This window comes from Lactococcus hircilactis, assembly GCF_009601015.1.
GTDB classification, from domain to species: Bacteria; Bacillota; Bacilli; order Lactobacillales; family Streptococcaceae; genus Lactococcus; species Lactococcus hircilactis.
Genome location: NZ_WITJ01000001.1, coordinates 1 through 23,290 on the forward strand (window position 1 = coordinate 1; position 23,290 = coordinate 23,290).

A 23,290-nucleotide genomic window follows, 5' to 3' on the forward strand; every position below is an offset into this window, starting at 1 on the left:
GTAAAACCGAAGAACAATTAAAAAAGATGGGCGGTCAGGATATTAAGAGTAGTCTTACCGTTCTTAAGAACAAATATCAGGTTGCCGCTGATGTGGTTGACAGAAAGCTAACATTTGGAGAAGTAAAACAACAAATTGATAATGGTCAACCTATTGAAATGGATGTGTATGATAAGGATAATGATGCACCACGAGGGACGGGGGACAATTTGGGGCATGCAGTATTAATTGTTGGCTATGTGATTCCTAAAGATGGCGATATTAGTACGCATGCACCTTACTATGAGATTTGGAATCCGTGGTGGGGGAAAACATTTTATGTTTCTTCTAGTGCTTCAATCATTAACTTATGCGGAACGAACTATGAATGGACAAGAACATGGTATAATTGGAGAAAAGTGATCTCAGATGAGACAACAAAAACAGCGCCTGTTATTACTCAACAAAGAGTGGCGAGTGTATCTAATCCAGAAGCCATTAAAGTAAAGACACTTCCTCAATTAAGTCCAAAAGTACCACTTTATAACCCTAGAACTCCTAACCCAACAGATTATCCTTTTCAAGATTCCCCCCTTCCTCTAAACAATGTTTTGAATGAATTATCATCTGAAATGAAACCTCCTGTTCATGCACAAGCATATTTTTTCGGATCAACCTATGGTTACTCAGATAGTTATGATGGTTCAATAATGAAAGTCTATAAAAACAAAGATGGTCGAAAGATTCAAGCTGGACTTGGCTATGATTTTAAAAATGCTGTAAATGATATGAATACTAAGTACTGGGCGGTAGTGGGTTCTGGGGTAACCCTTTCAATCATCGTTGCAGTTGTAGCCCTCTGCCCAGCGGGTGGGGCTGCACTAACATTCTTGGACACCTTAAACTCATTTGCAGGACAATTTTTAGCACAAGTAATTACAGGGATTGTTGGTTTACCAGGCAATTTCAAGGTCGGCCTTCTTGCGTTTTTCATGGGAAATCTGCTTTCCTACCTGTATGACTCTCATAATGTAGCAGAACTATATGATAAATTTTAATTGTTACGATAAAGGAGAACAACTCTGTTTAAGCAAAAACAAGCGATTATAATGACATTAATTAATGTATTATTTATTATCTTTCTAATTTATGCGTTCTTTAAAACGAATTCTAACTATTTTTTAGTATCAATCTTATTTTTTGTATACTTATTAATATCAGATTTAGTTCATTATATAAAACACTGGAATGACTTATAATCAGTACAAAGCAGCGAAGAAAATCAAGCCTCGCCATCCGAAGCATCCTTTTGGTCAGCCAATCGAAGAACGCCCTAAGCCTATCAATAACCGCTCATAAGAGGCCCGCTACGAGATTGACACGTTGTTTCTCACGAGAACCAAAAACAAGGTGCTATTGACACTCACAGAGCGGAAACATAGAACGGAGATTATCCATCTGAGAGATGGGAAATCAGCACAGGCTGTCAATGTCGAGGTACCAAAGCTTAAAAAAGCATTTGATATCACTGAACCCTCTCCCGTTCAGTTGACACAAAATAAAAAGCATCTGTCATAATTATTTATGGAGGTGCTTTTTGCATGGCAAAGAAAGGTCAAAAGTTTCAACAATTCTCTTTTTACGTCCCAAAATCTAATTGAGTTTCTTAATATTGAAGATTACGATAAAAAGTTATCTTTAAAGACCGACGCCCCGATGATTAAGTATTTGACGTTGTCTACTATTTTATTTTCTAGAATTTTTATAGATAATTTAAGACATTTGAGTAGGAAAATAAAAAGTAATGAAATGAAAAACTATTCGTGAAAATTTTAGAAGAATTTTCAAATAATATAAATTCTACTGATCGGAGTACGTTTATTGAGTGCTTCGATAAGAGATATGAAATTACTAGTGAATTCATATGAATTCATAGAAATTCGCCCTAATATCCTAGCTATTGAGAAATATCAGGGGACGTTTGAAAAATACAGTCTGTATAAACCCGTTGAACATTATTATTTTGACAGAAAAACTGTAGAGTGCTTATTGGATAAATTTAAACAAATGAATTACGATTAAGAATAATTAATGTGATTCTATTTTTTCAAGTTCATTGCCAATTGGACTAATGTCAAATAATTAGGCACAAAAATAATCAGTAAAAAAAGAATATGTAAACTCCCTATGACCATGATAAATTCCTTACTCAACCTTTGATAAATTTGGAACAATTTTAGCATCTTGGATCAATTTCAAATGCTCCCTATACATTTTCTTTGACTTACTTACGATGTCATTGTATTTTACGACTTCAATATTTAAGTTCTTAAAAGTTTCTAATTCATAATGTTCAAATTCAATTTTATTTCCTGAACCGACCGCCCCTGCATCTTCAGTTATTATAAATACTGCTTTTATATCAGTATCAGTAACTGGTTTCAATTCTGGGAATTTTTGTTGAATAGCTTTGCGATATTTCTTAATTTGCTCCAACATCGCCGCAAAAGTGACTCTTGCATGTCCAGTTGGCTCATTTTTCTTTAGCTCAACAATAACAGGATAATTTTCTTCCGCAATTCTGATTAAAATATCAAGAAAAGCCTTTTGGAAATCCCCATCTATATCTGTATTCTGATAAACCTGAGTAGATAAGCTATTAGCGCCTTCTATACTATTTTTGTCAATATTCCAGTACGGATTAATCAACCATGGATTTTCCGCAAGATGAAACTCAAATAATTTCTCTAAACTTGAAGAATCTTCCATTAGTTTTTCCAATTGTTCAATTATTTTTACACGAGATTTAATAATTTCCGCATGACTTAAATCTTCCTTTATAGCAATGTTTTTCATTAACTTTGCAAGTAAATCAAAATGATTTGATGAATTTTCCTCACTTTTCAATGTTTGAAGTAGTTCGTCTGTTTCAACATTATTTATAACCGAGGCAATCGCCGTAACCATTGAATCTACTTCTTCTGATTCCTCATTCTCATCATCATCCAACTTTGAAGAAAATAAATTTAATAATTTACCATTCAAGTCTCTTTGTGTGGGACTTAAATTTGAGAGCCAATCCTTATAGCTCTCATTTTCTTTAATACGATTAGGAAGTTTTTCAACCATGTTTCTTTTTCTAAAATCATTCCATTTATTGATAAAATCTCTTCTAATTCCTTCAACATTATCAATAAATGCTTCAACCTCTTCTAAAGAATCATCAAGTCCTTGACGACTTGATGTAATTGGATCGTCTAAATTAGAAAAATAATCAGCCTGAATTTCTCCAACAATATAACTTTTAGCAATACGAGCTTCTTTTTTATTTTTTAAAATATCCTCATCCGCAACTTTTCCATTTGTGTAAACAATAATATTATCTGTATTTTCTTTCAGATCTTTCGGTTTTCCTACAGAGCCAATCCAACCTTTTATATTATTTGCTTCAATAAAATTTAATACTGAACTAACTCCTTTGAACTTCTCTTTTTCAACATTGCTGTCAAAGATATCATTTATTTCCTGTTCTGAATATCCAAAATAAATTAGATATTCTAAATTTTGATAATAAAAATTAGTCTTCAAAGGAATTTCTTCACCATCATATTGAACCGAAAAATTTTCTTGATTTAAATAAAATCTTCTTGATAATTGCAGAACAGTTGAATCTTTAGTCGCCTTAGTCGGATTCTTTCTTAATTTCTTGCAATGAACGATAAAACCTGATTTAAATGTTTGAAATTTAGCTAAATTTTCTGGTAACGACTCTAACATGATTGTATCTGTTTCATGTTGTTCTCCACTTTCAATCATATCTTTATAACTGAGAGTAAAGCTAATCCACTGATTAGAATTTAATGTTTTAGAATAGACACTATATTCTTCCCCAAGACTAAATGCCGCCAATTTTCCAATTCCTTTTTCTCCCATTGGATTTCGTTTAGGAAAATTTCCAAATATTTTCTCCTCTTGTTTCTTGTTGCCAATAGTAACATATTTAGATTCAAATTCTTCAAAACTTAACCCTTTACCGTTATCTGCTATTATCATAGAATTGTCATCACACAAGTCTATGATGACTTGTGTCGCATAGGCATCATAGGAATTTGCCACTAACTCAGCCAGTGCTGGAGGCATTGAAGAATATAAATTTCTTCCAAGATGCGTAACGGCATTATTGGCAATGGAAAATATCAACTTATTTTTTGTCATAGATCCTCTCCAAATGTTTCAAAATACTTCGCCCGATTACTTCTCCTAATTTAGGAGGCACAGCATTTCCAATTTGCATTGCAATTTTATTTATTGCATAATCCTTCTCATCTTCAATAAATTGATAACTCCTAGGAAAGCTCTGCAAAATAGCCCCTTCACGCAAGCTTAATGCTCGATCTTGCTCCGGATGACCAAATCTCCCGTTTCCGTAACCTGGGAATTGTGTTGTGATAGTTGAAGACGGCTTGTCCCATTCTAATCGACCATAAACAGAACCAAAACTTGCTCCACTTTTTTTCTTGTAGCATTCAGGTAATAAATTTTTATCCCAATCACGCCATGTTCCGCCTTGTTTAGAATTTTGGATTCGCTTTAAATTCAATGCTGATAATTTTCTAGCACGATGCAATGGATCTTTTGGATCAACATCTCCTGCAGCTAATTTAGGCAATTTGGAGATTGCGTCACGTACAGTAGGATAATCTTTTTGATCTAATTCTTTTTCAAAACAGATTTCGCCAAATTTAGATGCCAACAACAATAATCGTTTCCGATTCTGAGGAATACCATAAGCAGGAGCAAACGCCACTTTGTATTCTATTTTGTATCCTTCTTGTTTTAATGTTTTGATAAATTTTTCAAAAATAGGCTCTTGAATAAGTTGAGGAACATTTTCCATTGAAACAATATCGGGCTTTACTATTTTTATTTGTTTCCCAAAATAGTCTAGCAAGTCCATCTTTTCTTTTTTAGACTCACTTTCCTTGTATCTGTGACTGTAAGCAGAAAAAGGCTGACAAGGTGCACAACCAATCATTATCTTAATCTCTGTATCTTCAGGATAATATGACAAAAGTTCTCCATCTTTTAGTTCTTTTATATTTTTATGTATAAACTTAGCCTTATTATTTTTCTCGTAAGCGAAACGACAAGAGCTTTCAAAATCAAATCCCGCCACTACGTTTATTCCTGCTTGTTGAATACCATAGGTTAATCCTCCTACACCACAAAACAAGTCAATAGCGTTAATTTTCATTATTTCTGTCCTTTCATACCGTATCTATTATAACAAATTTTTTTGCAGTTGTTGATAAAAAGTTTTTTGAAGCCTTTCATTTAGTTATACACCTATAAATACCACTAGACCTACAACTAAGTCTAGTGGTACTTGAATCATTAGTAATTCAGTTCCTGCTCTTATTCAACCGCATAATCTGAAGTGACATCTCGCATTTGTTGATGATTTCTGTGGCACGTTCAAGTTTTCTTGAAATTCCTGTTCTTTAGGGTAAGGTTGGTCGGCTGTTTGCTCAATTTGAAAAATTGAAGATTTTAGTTGTACAATTTCATAGATGGTATTTTCCTTATCTTTTGCAATTTTTTCATCAATCTTATTGTTTATATAAGTCAGGATTCCTATTGGAACCAGGATATCCACTCTGAGCGAATATTGAAAAGTGACGTTACATCACTTCATCCAACTTTTCTTTATCTATCCGCTTTGCTAAGCGTTCCATTCCATTCAATCTTCTTTTTGTTATATCAAAAAATTTAGAATAATCAGGAATACTCTCCACCATTTATCATTTCCCCTATGAAGTAATTTCAATCATTATTGATTATTTTGCTATAAATGACGCTCCGAGTCTAAATGAGGTCTTTTTGTGCCCCTCTCTTTAGCTTCAATGAGCTTTTCCTCTCTATCTCGTGCTTGAGTCAATTTTTCTTTAAAGGAACGTTCAGAATATGTTTGTTTTGACAAAACATTATTTTCGGGCTTTCTATTAGAAATTTGATGAAGGACCACTGTTATCAAATCGTTCAATTCATTTGTATTGGCATCAGAACGAGCCTTCATTAAGCTCAATGTTTGTTTGACGGAAGCGTGGAACATTTCAATCTCATCAGCCGTCCACTCACTTCCCCAAATATAAGTCAATATTTCAGATGGGAGTTGAGACGGCATCTCGCTTTGACGATAAAGAATATCCATTGACCGACTCATTAAAGTAATATCTGAAAATATACCCGACTTGCTCAATTCATCCAAATTTTTAGGCATTTTTTCAATGATGAGGTCATGGTGTTTTTTCGGCGTACTTCGTGCTGCTTCTGGGTTAATCTTAAGCATTTTCTCATAGCGATGGATAGTACTTAAATAAGATAGTTCCGGTTTGACAGCCATTGCATAAAGCTCTACATTATAACCCTTATCGCTCAGAAGTTTTGCTGTTTCAAACGGTGTCTCAAACGTTCGTAATGTTCCCTCAATGATTAGATTGTATTTTTTATTACTCAATTCTTCAATCAATGCGCCAACCATCTGTCCTGCAAATTGAGCAGTATAGTTCACGTCTGATTTTCCATATTTTTCTGTCAGGAGTTGGGATTGGGGATGTTGTGGTCTAAAAGAATCTCCGTCAATAGTAATATAATCAGCTTCGTAAGTCTGTTCTAAAAACTTGGTAATACTTGATTTCCCTGCTCCACTTTGACCTCCTAATAAAAAGGCATGAGGAATCTGAGAAGGTTGAATTCCTGCAGTTAAATCCCTAATGTTTAATCTAACTTGCTTATTGAAATAATCCTCAGTAAAATCTTCCAACGACATTAAGCAACCTCATTAATTGGCAAATCTGAAAGAGTGGATACAAAACGTTTAATTCCGTCTAGGTAACCTTGAATTTTGTCTAATTCTTGATTTGTTTTTGTGTTGAAAATTTGCTTGTTTTTTACTGCGGAAAGTTCCATGAACAAAACTTGAAGCGGGTCATTGTCTGCTTCAATATCATGTTTTATCAAATACTTACTCAACTCAGCCAAAACAGTTGCAGCATACTCTTTCATAACTTCTTGGTTTAAGGTTAGTTGATACTGTTCGTTAGTCGTCATTTTATTTTTCTCCATTACTAAGTCTTTAAAAGAAAGGTTCAGAACCAGAGCAATTTTTTCAATCGTCTCTAAATCTGGTTCGTATTTTCCACTTTCATAGTTGAGCACTGCTACATGAGATTTTTCAATTTTTGAGCCAAATTCTCGGATGGTTAATCCCATTTTTTCACGTTCAAATTTCATCTTTTGGGAAATAAAGTAAGCCATATTTACCTCCTCTATGGTAATTTTATATTACCATAATCAGACAAAGTTTGTCAAGCAGCTTAGCCCTCACTTTAATGGTTCTTTGTCAAATCCTGTGGGAAAATTCTTCCCCCTCTAAGAGTAAGTCACTGCGGTGGCTTATTTTTGTTTCATCAATTCATCAAAATAATCCGCTTCTTGAAGTTGCTAAAGCGGCGAAACCCGAAGGCGACGCGCTTGAGCGCCTTGATTTTGTTGTTCATGCCCTCCACGCAGCCGTTGGAGTAGGGCGTGTGCAGTGCCAGGCGGATAGAAGCCTTTTTGGAGGCAAGAAATTGGAACTTTTTCACAAAGGTCTCGGGCAATAGCTCTTCTTTCAATTCGTCAATGATCTCGAAAAACTTCTGGTCGTCGTGCTTCCTGAAAGCTGTCAGTGCGGCCTGCAAGACTTCCCACGCCTCGTCGAGCACGGGTGTATAAGCTTTGAGTTGGAGCACCAAATCATGACTCGAAGTCCACTGGCGTAAGCTGCGGGAATAAAAGCGATTTTCAGAGCAGTCGTCAAAATTCTTGAACAAATAGTTCCAATAGTACTTGAGGTGGCGGTACTGCGGGCTGTGCGTGTCGAATTGCTTCATCTCCTGAACTCGCAGCTGGTTAAAAGCGCGGGTCAGTTGCTGGACGACGTGAAATTTGACTTTGAGTCGAACTTGTCTTGGGAACTTGAGAAAATAAGTCACGAGGTGCTCCAAACGACGGTCATCCAGCAAGGAAACCAGCTTGTGGGTCTGTCCGTCCATGGCGATAAAAGCCATTTTTCCCTTGCAATCTCCTGTGGCTTTAAACTCATCAATGCAAAGCACTTCGGTCAGAAAGCTAAAATGATCTTTTGTGGGCATCTGGTTCAAAAGGCGATAAAAGCTATAAGGCGAGACCTTCAAATCTCGCGCTGCTTCTGAGATTGACTGCTTGCTTTTGAGTTTCAAAATAATTTCTTTTTTGAGCAAAACAGAATCTTTGGTGCCTTTGGAGACCAAGCTTTCGGGCAACTCAGGGGTCGACACTTTGCCGCAGAAACAACATTTGTAGCGCTGAATAGCAATGATCAAAAAGCAAGGAAAGCCCAGATATTCTGTGAGCTGCACCTTTCGAGGCATCGTGCCGTGCTTATGAAATTTGCTTTTGTGACAATGCGGACAAGCTTTAAAGGTGGCTTTATAGGTGACCTTGAGCTCATAGCGCTTGCCCTTTTTGAGGGGCATGAGCGTCTCACTTTCCCAATCCTGAGCTTGCAAAAACAATTCCTTCATGATAGAATCAAACATAGCTTATCTCTTCTCTGTGTGTAGTGATGTACTTACAGTTTAGAGGTAAGTTTTTTATTTTACAAGAAAACAAAATCCTATGAGAATGATTTCCCACAGGATTTATTATAGAACCATAATTAATAGGACATCGTTTATTACTAACTCTCGCCCAATATTTTGTCCTTATAGTAATTAAAATAAGTCTTCTTTCCAGTTATAACTACTACACTCCCTTGGAGACCATAACGAATTTTGGACAAGTCATTTGCATGAATTTTTACTTCGGCTTTAATTTCAAACATATTCAATCCATTTTCAACTGATGGTGCACTGTCTATATCTGTAATCTTCCCTGAGAGTATTACGGGAGTAGGCAAATTTTGTTTAACGGAAAGTCGCATCGTTTGTCCAAGCTTTATAGCTGCAATATCACTACTTGATACATAAGTGGTAACGTAAATTTTCGTATTGCTTACCAACTCAGGATATAACTCCGCAATGGGCGTTCCAGTTGCAATCATTTTTAGTCCTAAAACTTTAGGGAGAACATGTAATATCCCTTTGCTAGGGGCGTACAAAGCTCCCTCAGCATCTGCTTGTTTTTGTAAAGAAATTTTTGAACTCAAGTCCGAAATATTTTCAGCAAGACTCTGCATGGACTGATTGGTCTTTTGCAATTCTTGGGCTTTCAATGCTAAAAGTTGAGCTGACAAACTATTGTCATACGCGTTACTTTTTCCTATACTCGCTAATTGAGTGGTTAAGGACTGTACCTGAGCTTGTAGCTGAGTAATATTAGATTGAATCGTGCTTAAGAATTGACTTTTCAGCGATTCCTTCTGTGATAATTGTGCATTCACTTGATTTTGATAGTTGTTAAATTGCGAAATATATTGATTATGGGAATCCACCGTTTTATTGGATGAAACAGCTGTTTGAAGATCTTGATAATCACCAATCTGTTGATTTAGAATGCTAATTTGCTTATTAATTACTGATTGTTCATTTGAAATTGTCGAATTTTGATCATCAACCGTCTGATTGGCTTTATTAACACTATCTGTTATGGTTTGAATTTGGGCAAGATAATTTTGGTACTCTTGGTAATATCCAAAATTATCAGGCTGAGAAAATTTATTTATTCCTGAATCAATACTGTCCTGAAGGAAAGTAAGGGACTTTTGCTGATTTTGAGTTTTTAATAATTGTTGATTTAGGCTTTCTAATTGTATAGCATTGGACTTTCCATTATATTTCAGAAGAAGCGTATTATTAGCCACAATTTTCCCTTCAGCAAGGTTATTTTCCAGAATTGGATTATTACTTGTCGATTGGATTTGAGCAATAACTTTAATTGGCTGAACCGTCCCTACCCCCGTAACCGTTAACTCTTTATTGGCAAAACATAAAAAACCTACCAGGAAAATCACAAAAACAACAACCGGTAATATTATTAAAGTCGCAAAATTCTTATAACGATAGCTATATAACTCTGCACTTTCTAATAATTTTTCATCAAACATTTTTACACCTCGTATAGTTTTGCATAAAATCCTTGTCTTTCAAGAAGCTCTTCATGACTACCCTCTTCGATAATTTGCCCCTTATCAATTACAATCACATGTTGACTTCTTTCAGCAACTGAAAGTCTATGGGCTATAAAAATTATAGTTTTCTCCAGTTTAAAAAGTGAATCTAAAATTTTCTTCTCAGTAATAAGATCCAGATTACTTGTCGCTTCATCCAAGATTAAAACTTTTGCAGGGGAAAGTAAAGCACGAGCTAATGCAATGCGTTGTTTTTGTCCTCCAGATAAGGTTGTAGCATCACTAGAAAGCGCAGTTTGGTAACCTAGACTCATTTTCTCTATATCATAGCGAATTTCTGATAACTCCACCGCTCGCATAATGTCTTCCTGTGAAACGTCTGTTGATGCCCCTAACGTTAGATTTTCTAAAATAGTACCTGTAAAAATATACGGTTCTTGGGGGAGATAATTAATTAAGCGACGAAGTTGTCGTTTATCAAATCCTTGTACATCAATACCTCCAATAGTTACTTTCCCTTCTGTGGGCTCAAAAAAATTTACAAACAATTTAACAAGAGTCGTCTTTCCAGAACCAGACATTCCGACCAATGTAACTTTTTCGTTCTCATGTATAGTGAGACTAATATCAGATAATGTATTTCTCCCCATTCCATATTGGTAAGAAACATTATCAACTTGAAGTGTACAATCGTTGATAATAAGTTCTGCATGATTATTACCAAATTCACTTTCAACCAGATACACTTCATTCAATCGATTGTTAGCAACTCTTGCTTGCTGAATTTGTGTTTGCAGGTTAATAATGTTTGTAAGAGGTGTGGTAAACGAAGTCAATAATGCATTAAAAGTGATGAGCTGTCCTAAAGTAATTTTTTGATGTATTACTAAAACAGCCCCTGTCCAAAGAACAGCAACATTCAAAACAAGTTGAATAATTGCTTTTAAACTGGCTTGAATAGCTGTATTTTTTTGTAATTTAAATGTCTTTTTCAAATAAGCAACAAATTCTTGATCAATCTTTTGGTAACGACTGTCTTCACTAGCAAGGGCTTTTATCGTTTCAATTCCATTAATGTCCTCAATAATTGAAGAACTTAAAATCGCATTAGCCTGCATTGCATCATAATTTTGTTTTTCAAAGATTTTCATGAAAGCAAAAATAACAACAATGTATAAAGGAATTGATACCAAAACTAGAAGAAATAAATTAAGATTTTGAAAACCAAGTACTGTCCCTGTTAATAAAACAATGGTAAGGTCCAAAAATAGAGACATAATTGCAGACGCCAGTGCATTCAGTATGGAATTAGCATCACTAAAGCGACTAATAATTTCTCCAGTGCGTCGTGTCGCAAAAAATGACATTGGAAGTTCAAAGATATGCTTAATGTAAGACAAGACAACATCAATCGCAAGTCTTTGTCCTAGTACATTTAGTAAAAAAGCTTGAGCAAAGGACAAGATTTGTTGGACAAGATATGTAAATATCAAGGCAACCGAAATTATTCCGAGCATATTCATCAATGCGTTAGGAATATAACTATCAACGATGCTTTGAAGATAGTATGAAGCTACTATGTTGATAATTGTAACTAACAATGACGCTAAGATGATATTAGCTATCAATTTTTTCTGTTTAGCTAGAAGTGGAATAAACGCGGTCAGAGAACTGGTTTTGTCTTTAATTGGCTTATAATCAGGGGCAGGTGCTATTAAAATGGCAATTTTACTCCATTCCTCAGCAAACTCTTTTTTAGATATCCGTCTGATTTTAGCCACTGGGTTTGGATCAGCAATTAGTACATCATCGTTCTTTACTCCAGTAACAACATAAAAATGCGGATATTTTTCTTGCATAACAACATGAGCAATAAACGGATAAGCCATATCTGGAATATCAAATATCGTCATTTCAGCGCGCACTATCCTTGCGTCAAATGAGAGACTCTCTGCTGCCTTTTTTATCCCACGTACTGTCGTCCCCTTCATATCCGTATGTGCTAAAAGTCTAAGTGAAGCAAGTGATTTCTCTGTCCCATAAGTTTTCAGTATCATGGACAAGGCAGCAACTCCACAATCCCGCTCATCAAGCTGAGGTGTATAATATTTTTTCTTGAATTTCATCTTAATCTTCACCTACATTCTTTTTTTGAATTCCAGACAAATAATTCTTCATTTATCAGTAAGAGTTTTATTTTTTATGAAAGTTTTTGATATAGTCAACTAGCGCTTTCTCCATACTTGACTTACCACTTAAAATCCAAAGTGTGAAGGTGATGCCCATGGTACCATTAAAAAAGCATGGAGTATATAAGTTATCCAATCCTTGGCATCTCCAACCAGAATCTTGGAGTAAGTTCACTCCCGTGGTAATATAGTTAAATATTCTTTCCTCTAATCCAGTGTCCTCTAAAATTCCCACCTTAACAGTAAAATACAGGACAATTAAAGCTCCAGAATAGCCATTAACCAGCGTATCGTCTACATATTTTTCTCTATTCTTTGATAATATTCCTTCTATTCCTTGCCTAATGTCTGATTCAAGCCTAACTCTTAACTCTACAAACATATCTTCAGTTTTTGGTTGATTCAATAACGAACAAAGTAAAAATAATCTGCTTAAAATTATCCCTGGCCCTCCATAAGATAATGCACTGAGATTTTTTTTCATTCCTTTTCTTGTATCTTTCCAATTTAACGAGTTCTCATCAAAAAAACCATCTTCTTTATATAGACACTCTATAACGTTACCAAGCATTAGATCGAAACTAAAATATTTTCCTAATATGATGTATGTCATAATATCTCCTGAATATCCATGTAGCAGTCCCGTCAAGTTCTCTTGATTGGTTTTTTCAACATAAATTTTCCCGAGAAATTTGATATCAGATAAGTATCTGTCATCTCCTGTATCTTCATACATTTTATCTAATATCAATAACGCCGTGCCATAATTTGAAAAATCAACTATACCATACTCCTCCTTGATAATTTTTTCTGAAGAAATATATTCTTTTTCATTCAGACCAAAAAGATGTTTTAACAACAAATTTGATTGATAGCCTACTAACCCTGAAACTTCCTTATTTATTTTACCTTCCAGTACAGTTTTTACTATCTTATCATTGACTTGTTTTCCATAATTCATCTTGTAAACAAAATACAAAGATAGACCAAACATATATAAATCGTTTCTGTTATCCAAAACCCTATCTTGAACTGACAAGTCAAGACACCCATATCTAAATTTGTCTTGGACAATCGCAAACTTCGAAAATCTTTTTATCTCAGCCTCTATCCTATTATTATGAAAGTGGTTTTTAGGATTACCGAGCTGCAGCTTTTTCCCTGCTTTCCACAAAAATAGGCTTAGATACTCTAATTCTCTAGAAAAAAACGCGCTGTCTTGTTTCTCTAATCGCCTCAGGAAAGATTCTTTTATTTTTTGGGATGAAAGCCCAAAAAAGTCAGTCGTAAAATAAGGAATTATTCCTTTATCCAAACAGTCAATCTCTTCTCTAACAACATCGTTATTCTGCTTACTTTTTTTTACCAGCAAATCCAAAAAATCGTTAAAGGCTTGTCTGTCCTGCATGTGAACAGGCAAGTGTAAGTCATGTATATATTTTCCATAGAATCCAGTATTCCTTAAAATGAACCTATAGCTATAATTTGATATTTTTCCTAGCTCTGCTATCAACCTCTCCTTATTAGTTAAAATTTTTTGATAACCTTCTTTGAAGCCCCGTACAAAATCATTTGCATATTCATAGGGATTAATCCCGTCAAATGGAATATTTTGATCATTCTGTGTTACTGAGATTATGGAAATTGAAATATCATTTGTTCCCTTCCCTGCAATAGAGTACCCCATCTCTGTTGTTCTTCCACCACTAAAAGAACTCAAATCTATATCACCATAGACTTTTTTCTTCTCGTTGCAATTGAATATCAAAGTTTCTTTCAAAAGAGAATAACTACTCGTTTCTTGAGTAATTGGTACTTCCAAATCCAAAAAGGTCGGTTTCTCAGAAGTTGCAATTACATTACCACTATGAAGATCCTTCGCTCCTAGAAATGTAAAGATGGCTCCCATAAATCCAAAATAAAAATAATAGTCTGGTAGATTCTCAATTGGAGTCGGCGAGTAAGGAACAAATTCTTGAATCAGTAAATTTTCAGATAATATTTTTGTTTTTGGTAATTTTAAATTAAAAATTTTATCAAATACATCTAAAATTCTCTCCCCCGTAATTGATCTCTTTTTTATCACTATTTTTTTATCATTTATTTTTACTACTGCTACAAAATGTTCCTTATGGTAATCCCCCATGAAAGCATTAACTACATTAATTTTTTGTTTTTTGGGACCAAAATTACCGAGAAAATCTATAATATCATCTTCATGAGTGGACAAGACTTCAAAAACCTCAGATACTCTTTCAAGGCAGAGGTTAATTATGATATCAAGTTTCTCTTTCACTAAAGGATACCGCAGGTTGAATTCAGTCATCGTTTCTAGATTTTTCCAAGAACTATTCATCAAAGCATACGATAAACTAGTAGCGTTTTTTTTCTTAAAATTATAAAAATCTATAAGTGAATACGCACATACCTCAGAGGCATATTTTAGTATCTCACTGATGATGGTTTTCTTACACTGATCATTACAATAAAATTTGGAGTTTCCAAAATACCGTTGGTAACTCATTGATAATTGTTTTTCTATTTTTTCAATTTGAGGCAAATAATAATTGTCAAAAACCCCTGAAATAGCATCATAATTTTCCATCAGATAAATCCTTTCCTTGTGTATAATACATTTGCAATTATTAACAATATTACCGAATAAATGATTAGACTGATAATTTGTCCGCGATTAAATACTGCAAAAGAAAATGAATTCCTTACGAAGGTAAAGGGAAAATATTTTATAAAAGAGGACAAGAAGTCAATACTCCCAAGGAGTTTTATAAGTAATGGAACGAGAGAAAAAGTAATCAGTATCGTTATAAATGTATAAACAGTTTTCTTTAGTAAGATACCGATGACAATACCAATAGAAAATAGAAATAGACCATATAAAAGATACGCTGTAATGAGACTTCCAAGTAATTTTACAAGGTTTATTTCTTTGCTGAAAACCACATTATACCCAACCATCTGCAGCCATGAAACTCCACCTACTATTACAGTTGCTGATTCCATACATAATAATTTTCTAAAAAGAATCTCTAAAGAACCACGTCCGCTAATTCTAATCAAGTTGATTGTTTTATAATTAAATTCTCTACCGAATAAATCTGATGCAGTGTACATTAGATAAAATTCTGATATCGTTGAAAACATCGCATAAACATTATCAACTCTAAATCCTCCACCTAAATATTCGGAAGAATAGATGATACTTGCTCCAGACAGAAAAGATAAAACAATAAAAATGAATAATCGTAGTCGCATAATGTCTTGTCGAAAGAATATAACATTATTTTTTATCATCAAAATATACCTCACTTAAATTTAATTTTCTTTTTTTAAAGATTAAATTTCTTTCTTGACAAATTCTTTCAATCTCATCCGTTTTCTCAACAATAACATCTCCTGCATCAGTGTATGTATAATCAACTTTCTTTTCTTTAAGAAGTGAAAGCAACGAAACAACACTTATATCTGGTATATATATTTTATATTCCGCCTCACTACTTACATTTTGTCTTAGTTTCCCACTTTCTAAAATTATATAATTATTACAAATCTGATCTAAATTTTGTAGGATATGACTAGAAACAATAAAGGTAATTCCAAAGTCACTTGCTAAAACTTTTATTAAACTTAGTAGCTCCTTTATTCCTCTGGGATCTAATCCATTTGTAGGTTCATCAAGCAAAATAAATTCATTTGATGCAATTAAAGCAATTAGTAAACCAACCCTTTGCCTCATTCCTAACGAAAGTTTTGAGACTTTTTTCTTCAAATAATTATCAACACCAAGTAAATGCTGATATTGTGAGATGTCTTTATACCCTTTTTCATAAAGTTTGCAAAAGAAGGTAATATTCTGCTTGACCGTTCTATCATTGTAAAGGCTTGGATTTTCTATCAGCACTCCCAATTCTGAAAAATTCTTTACTATTTTTCCTTCACTGTTTGGAAAAATACCTGAAATAATTTTCATTAGTGTTGTCTTTCCAGACCCATTTTCCCCCACAAGCCCTAATATATCACCTTTTTCTACCGAAAAACTTATATCATTAATAATATAGTCCTTGGAGTATCTGAATTTTAGATTTTGAACTTCTAAAATAGCCATACTAATCTCCTTTAATCAGCCTCTACCTTTTATAATCTATACTACTTTTAGTATATCTATTAAATTACACGGATTATTGTAATTAGACATACATACACCAATTCCAGCCAATCCATTCATCAGACTTATTGTCTCTGTCCCCCTGATAATTTTGTCTTTTGCTTCAATATAGTATTGAAACTGTTTTTGAAACAGTTTCAATACTATATCATTATTTCTTCCTAACGAAGAATTGACATAACTACAAATGATTAGGTTTCCCAAATCGCCATGACATAGAGTCAAATTTGTTCCCAATGATCTTTCTAAAGTGATTTCGTATAATTTATTGATTTCTTGTAGCAGAACTTCATCTCTATAACCATCATTGAAAAGCTCAATTCTAGATAAGAGTATTCCTGGTATTCCATGACACCATCCCCATGAGTAATTTGTTCTACCATTATCCTTATACCATACACCTAATTTATTATCATAAAATCTTCGTTCAGAGTTTAAAAATTGGCTAACAATCTCTCCCTCATCTCTTCCTAGAATCTTACCTATTTTATAAAGAGCAACGACAATTCCTGATGACCCGTGAGCAAACCCTGTAAAGTACGTTTTTGGACTTTGCTCAACTGGAAAGAAACTTTCGTCTTCCATAACAGCTTCCTGTAATAAATGCTTATAGCAAAAATCTAAAGTTTCTTCTACTTCTCGCCTAAAAAAATTATCCTCTATATACGAATATACTCGAATCAAAGATAATGCTAGTCCAGCAGTACCATCAATAATATCTAACTTTTTATCTTTAGAAATTCCACTTTTTATCTTATCCAATAATGCCCAAGATTTTTTTTCAAGAATATCCTTCGTGATTATATTCGCTTCATATAAATCAACAAAGTACCTAAAATACATTCCTAAGCCTGTGAAAGCACCCAAAGACATATTTGAAATATCACTTTCAAAAATTATTGATAGCTCCTTTTCTATATCTTCTATCAGTTTTTTCGTAAATCCTTCGATTTCACTTATTTTTGATGACAGCAAAGATTTTAGAATTCCAATATTTCCTGCATAATAATTATTCGGAAGATCTGTCAAAATATATTTTTGATTTTCAAGTTGAGGCTCTGTCCAGAAAAGTGTTTCATTTACTGGGTTTATCAACCTTTTATCGAAAATCTCCTTCACTATGACGCTAACATACTTAGTTAATATATCCGATTCTACTCCAATTCTGTCTCTATTTTTGAGGTTTTTAACATCTGATAGCTCTAAAACACTGAATTTATTTGCGGCAAGCTTAAATACCCAGTCAATCATCTTAACTTGCCTCTTGCAATCATTTGGACCTAGAATTTCAATACGCTCTTTTAACAATGTAAGCGGACTTTTAATAAAATATTTAGGAATTTTTACCCCATCCTCTACAATAATATCTGTTGAATCTGCTTCTATCATAAATTGGGGAATATTAAGCCTTAATAATTCCTTCTGCTCAAATTGTTCAACCTTATCTATATAAGCCTCTGCATTGGGCTTTAGTACCTTTGAAGTTACAGCAAATGCATATTTAATATCTAAAAGACAAACAGGGTTAAATAGAAGTCGTTTAATACTCTCATAATTATTCGTGGGTTTGTTTAAGAATCTTAGAGAAAGATGCGAAAACAGCTTATTTAGGTAGTTGTAATAAGACTCGCTATTATTCTGAATTTCTAAATACACGGTTAAAAAGCCCTGTTTTATGAAAGATACTATATTATCCTCCGACGAGGTCATATTTTCTTTTAGTGCATGAAGCTTATCTTTCCTTACTTCGCGTATTCCATCTGCACAAAAGTTTAGTGGACTAATATTATAATACTCTCCTTTTAGTTTCACAAAGTCAGGTAGAATAGCGGTACTCCTAACAGAATTGTACATACAGTTTATAGCATTTTCTTGCAGGTACTTAGAGCTATCCGATTTTACAAAAAACAATCTATTTGTAAGTACAGTTTCTGCATCAATTATCACTGGATACTCACCGTTTGAAATAAGATTCTCATAGTGAATATCATTTCCTTCTAGAATATACATCATTGCTAAAAGCTGACCTAGTCTTACATAATATCTCTTTTCTTCACTTGCAGAGCCTAGCTTTTGGTATTCTATTTTTTCAACCCATGAATATTGTTTACGATTTATAGACTTAGGAAATTTCAAGTCTAATACCGAAGGATTATTTTCTTGAAGAAAATCAGCAAAACTCTTTAATGCTTCATCAACATCTGTATTTCGAGGTTTATAGAAAAAGTTACCACAATCCGTCTCCACTTCTATAACAAATTTTCCGTTGTGAACATCTCCCTTTTGTAAAGAAAAATTATTGACATTGATTTTTCCATAAGTACCGAGTAGACCAACTGATATAGTCCCTCTATCTTCAACTAACTGATTAAGAAATTCCAAGAGAAATTCCTCTGTCCCTTTCAAAAATAATCCCATTACATAAGTCCAGTATGAGAACTTGGAAGATAAATCTCTCAAAAGCTCATAATTTTCAGCAACAAGCTGAAAATATTCCATTTCGGTAAGCGAGAGACGTCTCATTTCAGATTTAAAAATATTATCACTCATTATTGAAATGTTTGTACCAAAAAAATCTTGAATCGCTTTTGTTAAGTTTTCAGAATCTACCCAATCTTTGTTATGCGTTATCTCAGTTATTATAGACCTAGTACTTAGAGTTACCATTGCTCTATAAAAATCTATTAGTCGAATTTCTTCATTATGCTGGATTCTTTTCCAAGTTCCGTAAAGCACCTCTCCAAAGTATTTTCTTTCAGTTACACCGTTGAAATGGAACCCATTTAACATTTCATTGATATTGTTTCTACTGCTAATTTTTTTCAAGTATTCATTTTGAGACATTTTAGTTCAACTCTTTCTTAAATCAATTACTCATTCTGCTGATTTCTAACTGCTTATTATTTTTTTTTATTATTATTTTTTGAAATAAAAATAGTAATCAATCCAGCTACTATGGCTATTCCTATGTAATACCAGATGCTCATGGGTCATTTTCCTCCTTAAATTATGTTTGCCAAATTTCATGTTTCGTACATAAAAAAGTATATCAAAGGATACACCTTGATATACTTTGAATTTTTCCGTCTAAACAAATAATCTAACCAGCTTATTTACTCATTTACAATTTGCTTGACATTCATGAGTCCATGTACATACATAACCATTATTGCCAAGAGCTAAAGTAACTACGCTAGAAAAGACCAAATTCCATGTCCATCCTTCGCCAGACAATTCATTTAACTCATCAATATCCTCAATTAAAGTAATTGATTCACTTTCCAAACCCAATTCTTTGAAATCCATAATTTTTTCCTCCTTTTATGGATGCCAGCAGCTTTTTGAACATGCAGTTGTTATTCCAAAAAGTGCCGAAACGGCCGTTGCAGACGCAACTGTAGCAGAAATAGCTGAAATTATCGGAGTTGAGGCCCCCGTCGGGTCTTCATCCGTCAATACAAGCTCTTCATCCTCAATTAACGTAATCATGTTCCGTTGAAGGTTGCCTTTGTTTTCGTTTAAGAAATCTTGATTCATCGTATATCTCCTTTCTCAATAAAGTTATATTTGTTTAGATTACAAAAAATTCCATCGCTATTGTTTCGAACTTCCTATCAAGAGAAGTTCATTCATGATACCTCGGTAAAACATATAATCATGATTACGTATTTATTATTCGTTAAAATTCTTAGAATTCAAATAGTCAACCAAACTATCATATTTAATCAAATCTTCCCATCTTTTTTGTTTGCCCGATGTTACCCCATTTTTGATTTCATCCAAAACAATCTTTTTAAAAAATATAAACAAATTTTCCTGTTTTCTAGTAATTACAAATTGATTGTTTTTGATTTTTTTACACATCACGGAAACATTCTTCTTCAACTCTTCAATGTCTTCTTCTAACGTGTTTCTAACAAAATAATTATACTGGACAGATATAATTTCTGATCCCATCGAAAGAAATATATCATGGAAGTAGGTTGATAAGTAATCTGCTCCATTTGATTCAGCGTATGTAAATATAACAACTTTTTTCCCTAATAAAGGAAATTCATGAAGCCTGTATGAAAACTTGTCAAAAGAATTTTTTAAGCTTCCAGGCATCTGATGGATATATACAGGACACAGAATGATTATTCCATCATTATTCAGCATCCCATCTTCAAACGCGGTTTTTTCTCCTTTACTAGCATCAAAAAACGGATCCAATTTTCCATTGCATACTGACTCATTTAGAAACTCTGCTTGATCATAAACTGTAAATTCACAATGTAAAGACACTAAAAATTTCTTCAAGTGTTGTAGTACCTGCGCACCAGTCCCATCAGTTGTAGGACTCCCTTTGATAATAAACAATTTCACATCTGACATAATACCACTCTTCTTTCTAAATTTATCAATTACGACTTTTCAAAAGGACTTCAGCTTACTATTACGTTACGCTTTTACTGCCAATAAATTCACAATATTAGTGATTGGTTAGGTAAAGTGTAAAGTAATTAGCTGACTATCAAACTTTAACAAAAGGTAACTCCTCATTCGTATTCCTTTTATCAGCTAGTTTATCTTCGTACTTGCTAAAACGCTTTACCTCTTGTCTATGATTACATTCTATCACAATAAAACAAGCAAGAGAATTTTGCTTAGGTAACACCTTGTGTCCTGTTTTAACGGTAACCAAAATACCCCCTAGATTTATAAAGCTTTACGGGTTTTTGAATTCTGTTTAGGGACACAAGGTGTTACCTTTTTCTTCCTATTTTTTAGTTATTGTGATGACTTTATTCTTGATTTTTCGACTTTTTAGCTCTTTTTGGGAAACATTTGTCTATTTCGCCAAATAAAAAACTTCGGCGCCAATTAGGAGGCTCGAAGTTTTTGTAAAATTATTTGTGATTAGAGTTAGTTAAAATACCGTAGGGGGAGTATTGAAAAACACATAAGAACTTTTCTTTAAAAAGAGAAGCAGGTTCTGGCTGTTCATCAGTTAGCCACGTAGAAATAAGAGCTAAAATTTCTTTAACTGCTACCTCTGCCAAAAACTTATTGGGAATGATATCCTCCTCGCCTATTAGTTCTAAGTAATTTGTTACTATAGGAACATACTTTTTTAGTAAAAATGATTGCCACTCTGCATCAATGTCAGTACTATACATGACTTTTAGCCAATCACGTTTCTCATATAAAAGCGGTAATAATTTATTCGCAATAAAGCTATTAATATCAAATGTTTTTCCATCCACGAATTCCACCGCTTCCTTTTCGAGACCTCCATCAATCAAATAATGAATCCTGTCTCTGATTTCTTCGATATTTTTAAAATGATACCTATAAATGCTCTCCCTTCGCATTCCAACTTTCTTAGCTACCATGTCAAGTGTGATTATTTTCGTATCTGGTTTTTCCTGAAGGATGCGAAAATAAGCGTCAATAATTTTTAGTTGTGTTTCACTGGTAATAACAAGCATATAACCTCTCCTTTATAAAAAATGGAAGTCTTCTTACACTCTATCCAAAAAGAAACAGACTGCATTGTTACTCTTTATTATTAATACTTTTACCCCATAATAAATGCGTATAAGGGTTGAGCTGCGATCAAAACTGATACAGCAACCATGACCAATACAATTGACAATTTTTTATTTTTCATTTTCACGCCTCCTTCCTCTTACAATCATAGTTTAAGTATAATCTATTATATCACAGTATATTTCGAGAGATATCTTTTTCATCTTTAAATCCTATGCTAAATCCGCATATATTATGCCAATCTACATATTTTTTGGCTTGAAATGGTATAATAGAATAATAAAAAATTTATCGTGATTGGAGTAAATTATGGAAAATGAAGCAAAAAAAGAACTTCTCAGAAAGAGCTACGGTGAAGTATTCCAGATCTTACGAGAAACCAAACATATCTCCCAAACTGTAGCAGCAGGTGGTAAAACACTTCAAGGAAATCTCTCACGCTTTGAAAAAGGCGGAAACATCCCCGCCGTAGATACATTTTTCAACTTTCTGCTAAATATCAAGGTAGATCCTGCGGAATATTTTCATGCCCTAAATAACCATCTAGTAAAAAAAGATATTTTTCTTTATGTAGATATGGTCGGAAAGGCCTACACCCTCCAGGATGCTCCTACACTGGAAGAAATAATCAAAAACCTTGAAAATCAAGAAAAAGACAACTCTAATCTTGACAAATTTACACTTGACCGAATTATGGCAGAAGCTGTCCTATCGCTTATCGACCCTGAATTCAAAATTCCTAAAACTGATGCTGACAGGATAAGAGATTATCTCAAAAACACCAGATATTGGGGATACTATGAATTAAGACTCCTCGGTTGGACATCTCGTCTCTTTGATTTTATTCAACTCACAGAAATCTCGGATCGTGTCATCTTCTTTGCCACTAAAAATGAAGTTTCCCCTCACGTTAAACGTCAAATCATCTTGTGTGAACTGAATATTCTTGATAGTCTTTTACTTCAAAAACAATATACAGCTGCAAAAAGTATCATCAAACATTTAGAACAATACGGGATTCCAGAAAATTTTTACTACGAAAAATCAGGTCTTGTTTACCTAAAAGCGAAATGTGACTACCTTACTGGACATACCGAGAGCTTAGAAACCATGAAGGCTCATCTATCAGCCCTTGAACTCTATGGTTGCACAGGAACAGCGGCTATATGCCGTGAAGAAATTGAAGATATGATAAAGCATCCAAATGCAAGGGGGCTAGTTCCATACGACCGAGAAGACGCAAACAAAGAAGAATAA

17 protein-coding genes and 1 pseudogene are annotated in these 23,290 nt (G+C 33.8%); 3 read left to right on the plus strand and 15 right to left on the minus strand.

Annotated elements, in window-relative coordinates; translation table 11 throughout:
- Together GHI93_RS12785 and GHI93_RS00005 are read left to right on the plus strand one after the other, a co-directional pair.
- Positions 1-1,037, plus strand: a pseudogene (locus tag GHI93_RS12785) (hypothetical protein); the annotation flags it as partial.
- Between the two features lie 844 nt (positions 1,038-1,881).
- A complete protein-coding gene (locus GHI93_RS00005) occupies positions 1,882-2,061 on the plus strand; it encodes a hypothetical protein (protein WP_170272341.1) in 180 nt (59 codons plus the stop codon).
- A gap of 123 nt (positions 2,062-2,184) precedes the next feature.
- Here the strand turns inward: GHI93_RS00005 and GHI93_RS00010 are convergent, their stop codons facing one another.
- The 15 genes from GHI93_RS00010 to GHI93_RS00080 all read right to left on the minus strand — a co-directional run bounded on the left by GHI93_RS00010 (position 2,185) and on the right by GHI93_RS00080 (position 21,972).
- Complete coding sequence (locus GHI93_RS00010; RefSeq protein WP_153494458.1) at positions 2,185-4,194, minus strand: ATP-binding protein; 2,010 nt, start codon at positions 4,192-4,194, stop codon at positions 2,185-2,187.
- Complete coding sequence (locus GHI93_RS00015) at positions 4,181-5,233, minus strand: DNA cytosine methyltransferase (protein WP_153494459.1); 1,053 nt, start codon at positions 5,231-5,233, stop codon at positions 4,181-4,183. The genes GHI93_RS00010 and GHI93_RS00015 overlap by 14 nt, the downstream gene beginning before the upstream one ends.
- A 591-nt stretch (positions 5,234-5,824) precedes the next feature.
- Positions 5,825-6,808 (minus strand): zeta toxin family protein, encoded by a 984-nt coding sequence (locus tag GHI93_RS00020; RefSeq protein WP_153494460.1) that lies wholly within the window; start codon positions 6,806-6,808, stop codon positions 5,825-5,827.
- Positions 6,808-7,296, minus strand: coding sequence for a helix-turn-helix transcriptional regulator (locus GHI93_RS00025; RefSeq protein WP_153494461.1), 489 nt, complete (start codon positions 7,294-7,296; stop codon positions 6,808-6,810). Before GHI93_RS00025 ends, GHI93_RS00020 begins: the two co-directional genes overlap by 1 nt.
- Positions 7,297-7,448: 152 nt before the next feature.
- Positions 7,449-8,600 (minus strand): transposase, encoded by a 1,152-nt coding sequence (locus GHI93_RS00030; protein ID WP_153494462.1) that lies wholly within the window; start codon positions 8,598-8,600, stop codon positions 7,449-7,451.
- Between the two features lie 140 nt (positions 8,601-8,740).
- Positions 8,741-10,105, minus strand: a complete 1,365-nt coding sequence (locus tag GHI93_RS00035) for a bacteriocin secretion accessory protein (protein WP_153494463.1) — start codon at positions 10,103-10,105, stop codon at positions 8,741-8,743.
- Positions 10,106-10,107: 2 nt separating this feature from the next.
- Positions 10,108-12,255, minus strand: a complete 2,148-nt coding sequence (locus GHI93_RS00040) for a peptide cleavage/export ABC transporter (RefSeq protein WP_153494464.1) — start codon at positions 12,253-12,255, stop codon at positions 10,108-10,110.
- Between the two features lie 67 nt (positions 12,256-12,322).
- Entirely contained in the window at positions 12,323-14,923 is a 2,601-nt protein-coding gene (locus GHI93_RS00045) for a DUF4135 domain-containing protein (protein WP_153494465.1), read from the minus strand.
- Entirely contained in the window at positions 14,923-15,630 is a 708-nt protein-coding gene (locus GHI93_RS00050; RefSeq protein WP_153494466.1) for an ABC transporter permease, read from the minus strand. Before GHI93_RS00050 ends, GHI93_RS00045 begins: the two co-directional genes overlap by 1 nt.
- Complete coding sequence (locus GHI93_RS00055) at positions 15,617-16,441, minus strand: ABC transporter ATP-binding protein (protein ID WP_153494467.1); 825 nt, start codon at positions 16,439-16,441, stop codon at positions 15,617-15,619. Before GHI93_RS00055 ends, GHI93_RS00050 begins: the two co-directional genes overlap by 14 nt.
- A gap of 36 nt (positions 16,442-16,477) precedes the next feature.
- Positions 16,478-19,345, minus strand: a complete 2,868-nt coding sequence (gene lanM / locus GHI93_RS00060; protein ID WP_153494468.1) for a type 2 lanthipeptide synthetase LanM — start codon at positions 19,343-19,345, stop codon at positions 16,478-16,480.
- A gap of 273 nt (positions 19,346-19,618) precedes the next feature.
- Positions 19,619-19,807 (minus strand): plantaricin C family lantibiotic, encoded by a 189-nt coding sequence (locus GHI93_RS00065; RefSeq protein ID WP_153494469.1) that lies wholly within the window; start codon positions 19,805-19,807, stop codon positions 19,619-19,621.
- Positions 19,808-19,822: 15 nt separating this feature from the next.
- Entirely contained in the window at positions 19,823-20,038 is a 216-nt protein-coding gene (locus GHI93_RS00070; RefSeq protein WP_153494470.1) for a hypothetical protein, read from the minus strand.
- Positions 20,039-20,173: 135 nt separating this feature from the next.
- Positions 20,174-20,875 carry an NAD(P)H-dependent oxidoreductase gene (locus GHI93_RS00075; protein WP_153494471.1) on the minus strand — a complete coding sequence of 234 codons (702 nt, stop codon included), beginning with the start codon at positions 20,873-20,875 and terminating at the stop codon, positions 20,174-20,176.
- Positions 20,876-21,390: 515 nt separating this feature from the next.
- Complete coding sequence (locus tag GHI93_RS00080; protein WP_153494473.1) at positions 21,391-21,972, minus strand: TetR/AcrR family transcriptional regulator; 582 nt, start codon at positions 21,970-21,972, stop codon at positions 21,391-21,393.
- Positions 21,973-22,342: 370 nt separating this feature from the next.
- Here GHI93_RS00080 and GHI93_RS00085 point away from each other — a divergent pair, with 370 nt between their 5' ends.
- A complete protein-coding gene (locus GHI93_RS00085) occupies positions 22,343-23,290 on the plus strand; it encodes an Rgg family transcriptional regulator (protein WP_153494475.1) in 948 nt (315 codons plus the stop codon).

Bases quoted from the DNA above. Each gene is read 5' to 3' on its own strand.
- GHI93_RS00065 (WP_153494469.1), bottom strand. From the start codon at position 19,807: ATGGATTTCAAAGAATTGGGTTTGGAAAGTGAATCAATTACTTTAATT.
- GHI93_RS00080 (WP_153494473.1), bottom strand. From the start codon at position 21,972: ATGCTTGTTATTACCAGTGAAACACAACTAAAAATTATTGACGCTTAT.
- GHI93_RS00050 (WP_153494466.1), bottom strand. From the start codon at position 15,630: ATGATAAAAAATAATGTTATATTCTTTCGACAAGACATTATGCGACTA.
- GHI93_RS00005 (WP_170272341.1), top strand. From the start codon at position 1,882: ATGAAATTACTAGTGAATTCATATGAATTCATAGAAATTCGCCCTAAT.
- lanM (WP_153494468.1), bottom strand. From the start codon at position 19,345: ATGTCTCAAAATGAATACTTGAAAAAAATTAGCAGTAGAAACAATATC.
- GHI93_RS00020 (WP_153494460.1), bottom strand. From the start codon at position 6,808: ATGTCGTTGGAAGATTTTACTGAGGATTATTTCAATAAGCAAGTTAGA.
- GHI93_RS00010 (WP_153494458.1), bottom strand. From the start codon at position 4,194: ATGACAAAAAATAAGTTGATATTTTCCATTGCCAATAATGCCGTTACG.
- GHI93_RS00055 (WP_153494467.1), bottom strand. From the start codon at position 16,441: ATGGCTATTTTAGAAGTTCAAAATCTAAAATTCAGATACTCCAAGGAC.
- GHI93_RS00015 (WP_153494459.1), bottom strand. From the start codon at position 5,233: ATGAAAATTAACGCTATTGACTTGTTTTGTGGTGTAGGAGGATTAACC.
- GHI93_RS00085 (WP_153494475.1), top strand. From the start codon at position 22,343: ATGGAAAATGAAGCAAAAAAAGAACTTCTCAGAAAGAGCTACGGTGAA.
- GHI93_RS00025 (WP_153494461.1), bottom strand. From the start codon at position 7,296: ATGGCTTACTTTATTTCCCAAAAGATGAAATTTGAACGTGAAAAAATG.
- GHI93_RS00040 (WP_153494464.1), bottom strand. From the start codon at position 12,255: ATGAAATTCAAGAAAAAATATTATACACCTCAGCTTGATGAGCGGGAT.
- GHI93_RS00070 (WP_153494470.1), bottom strand. From the start codon at position 20,038: ATGAATCAAGATTTCTTAAACGAAAACAAAGGCAACCTTCAACGGAAC.
- GHI93_RS00045 (WP_153494465.1), bottom strand. From the start codon at position 14,923: ATGGAAAATTATGATGCTATTTCAGGGGTTTTTGACAATTATTATTTG.
- GHI93_RS00030 (WP_153494462.1), bottom strand. From the start codon at position 8,600: ATGTTTGATTCTATCATGAAGGAATTGTTTTTGCAAGCTCAGGATTGG.
- GHI93_RS00035 (WP_153494463.1), bottom strand. From the start codon at position 10,105: ATGTTTGATGAAAAATTATTAGAAAGTGCAGAGTTATATAGCTATCGT.
- GHI93_RS00075 (WP_153494471.1), bottom strand. From the start codon at position 20,875: ATGTCAGATGTGAAATTGTTTATTATCAAAGGGAGTCCTACAACTGAT.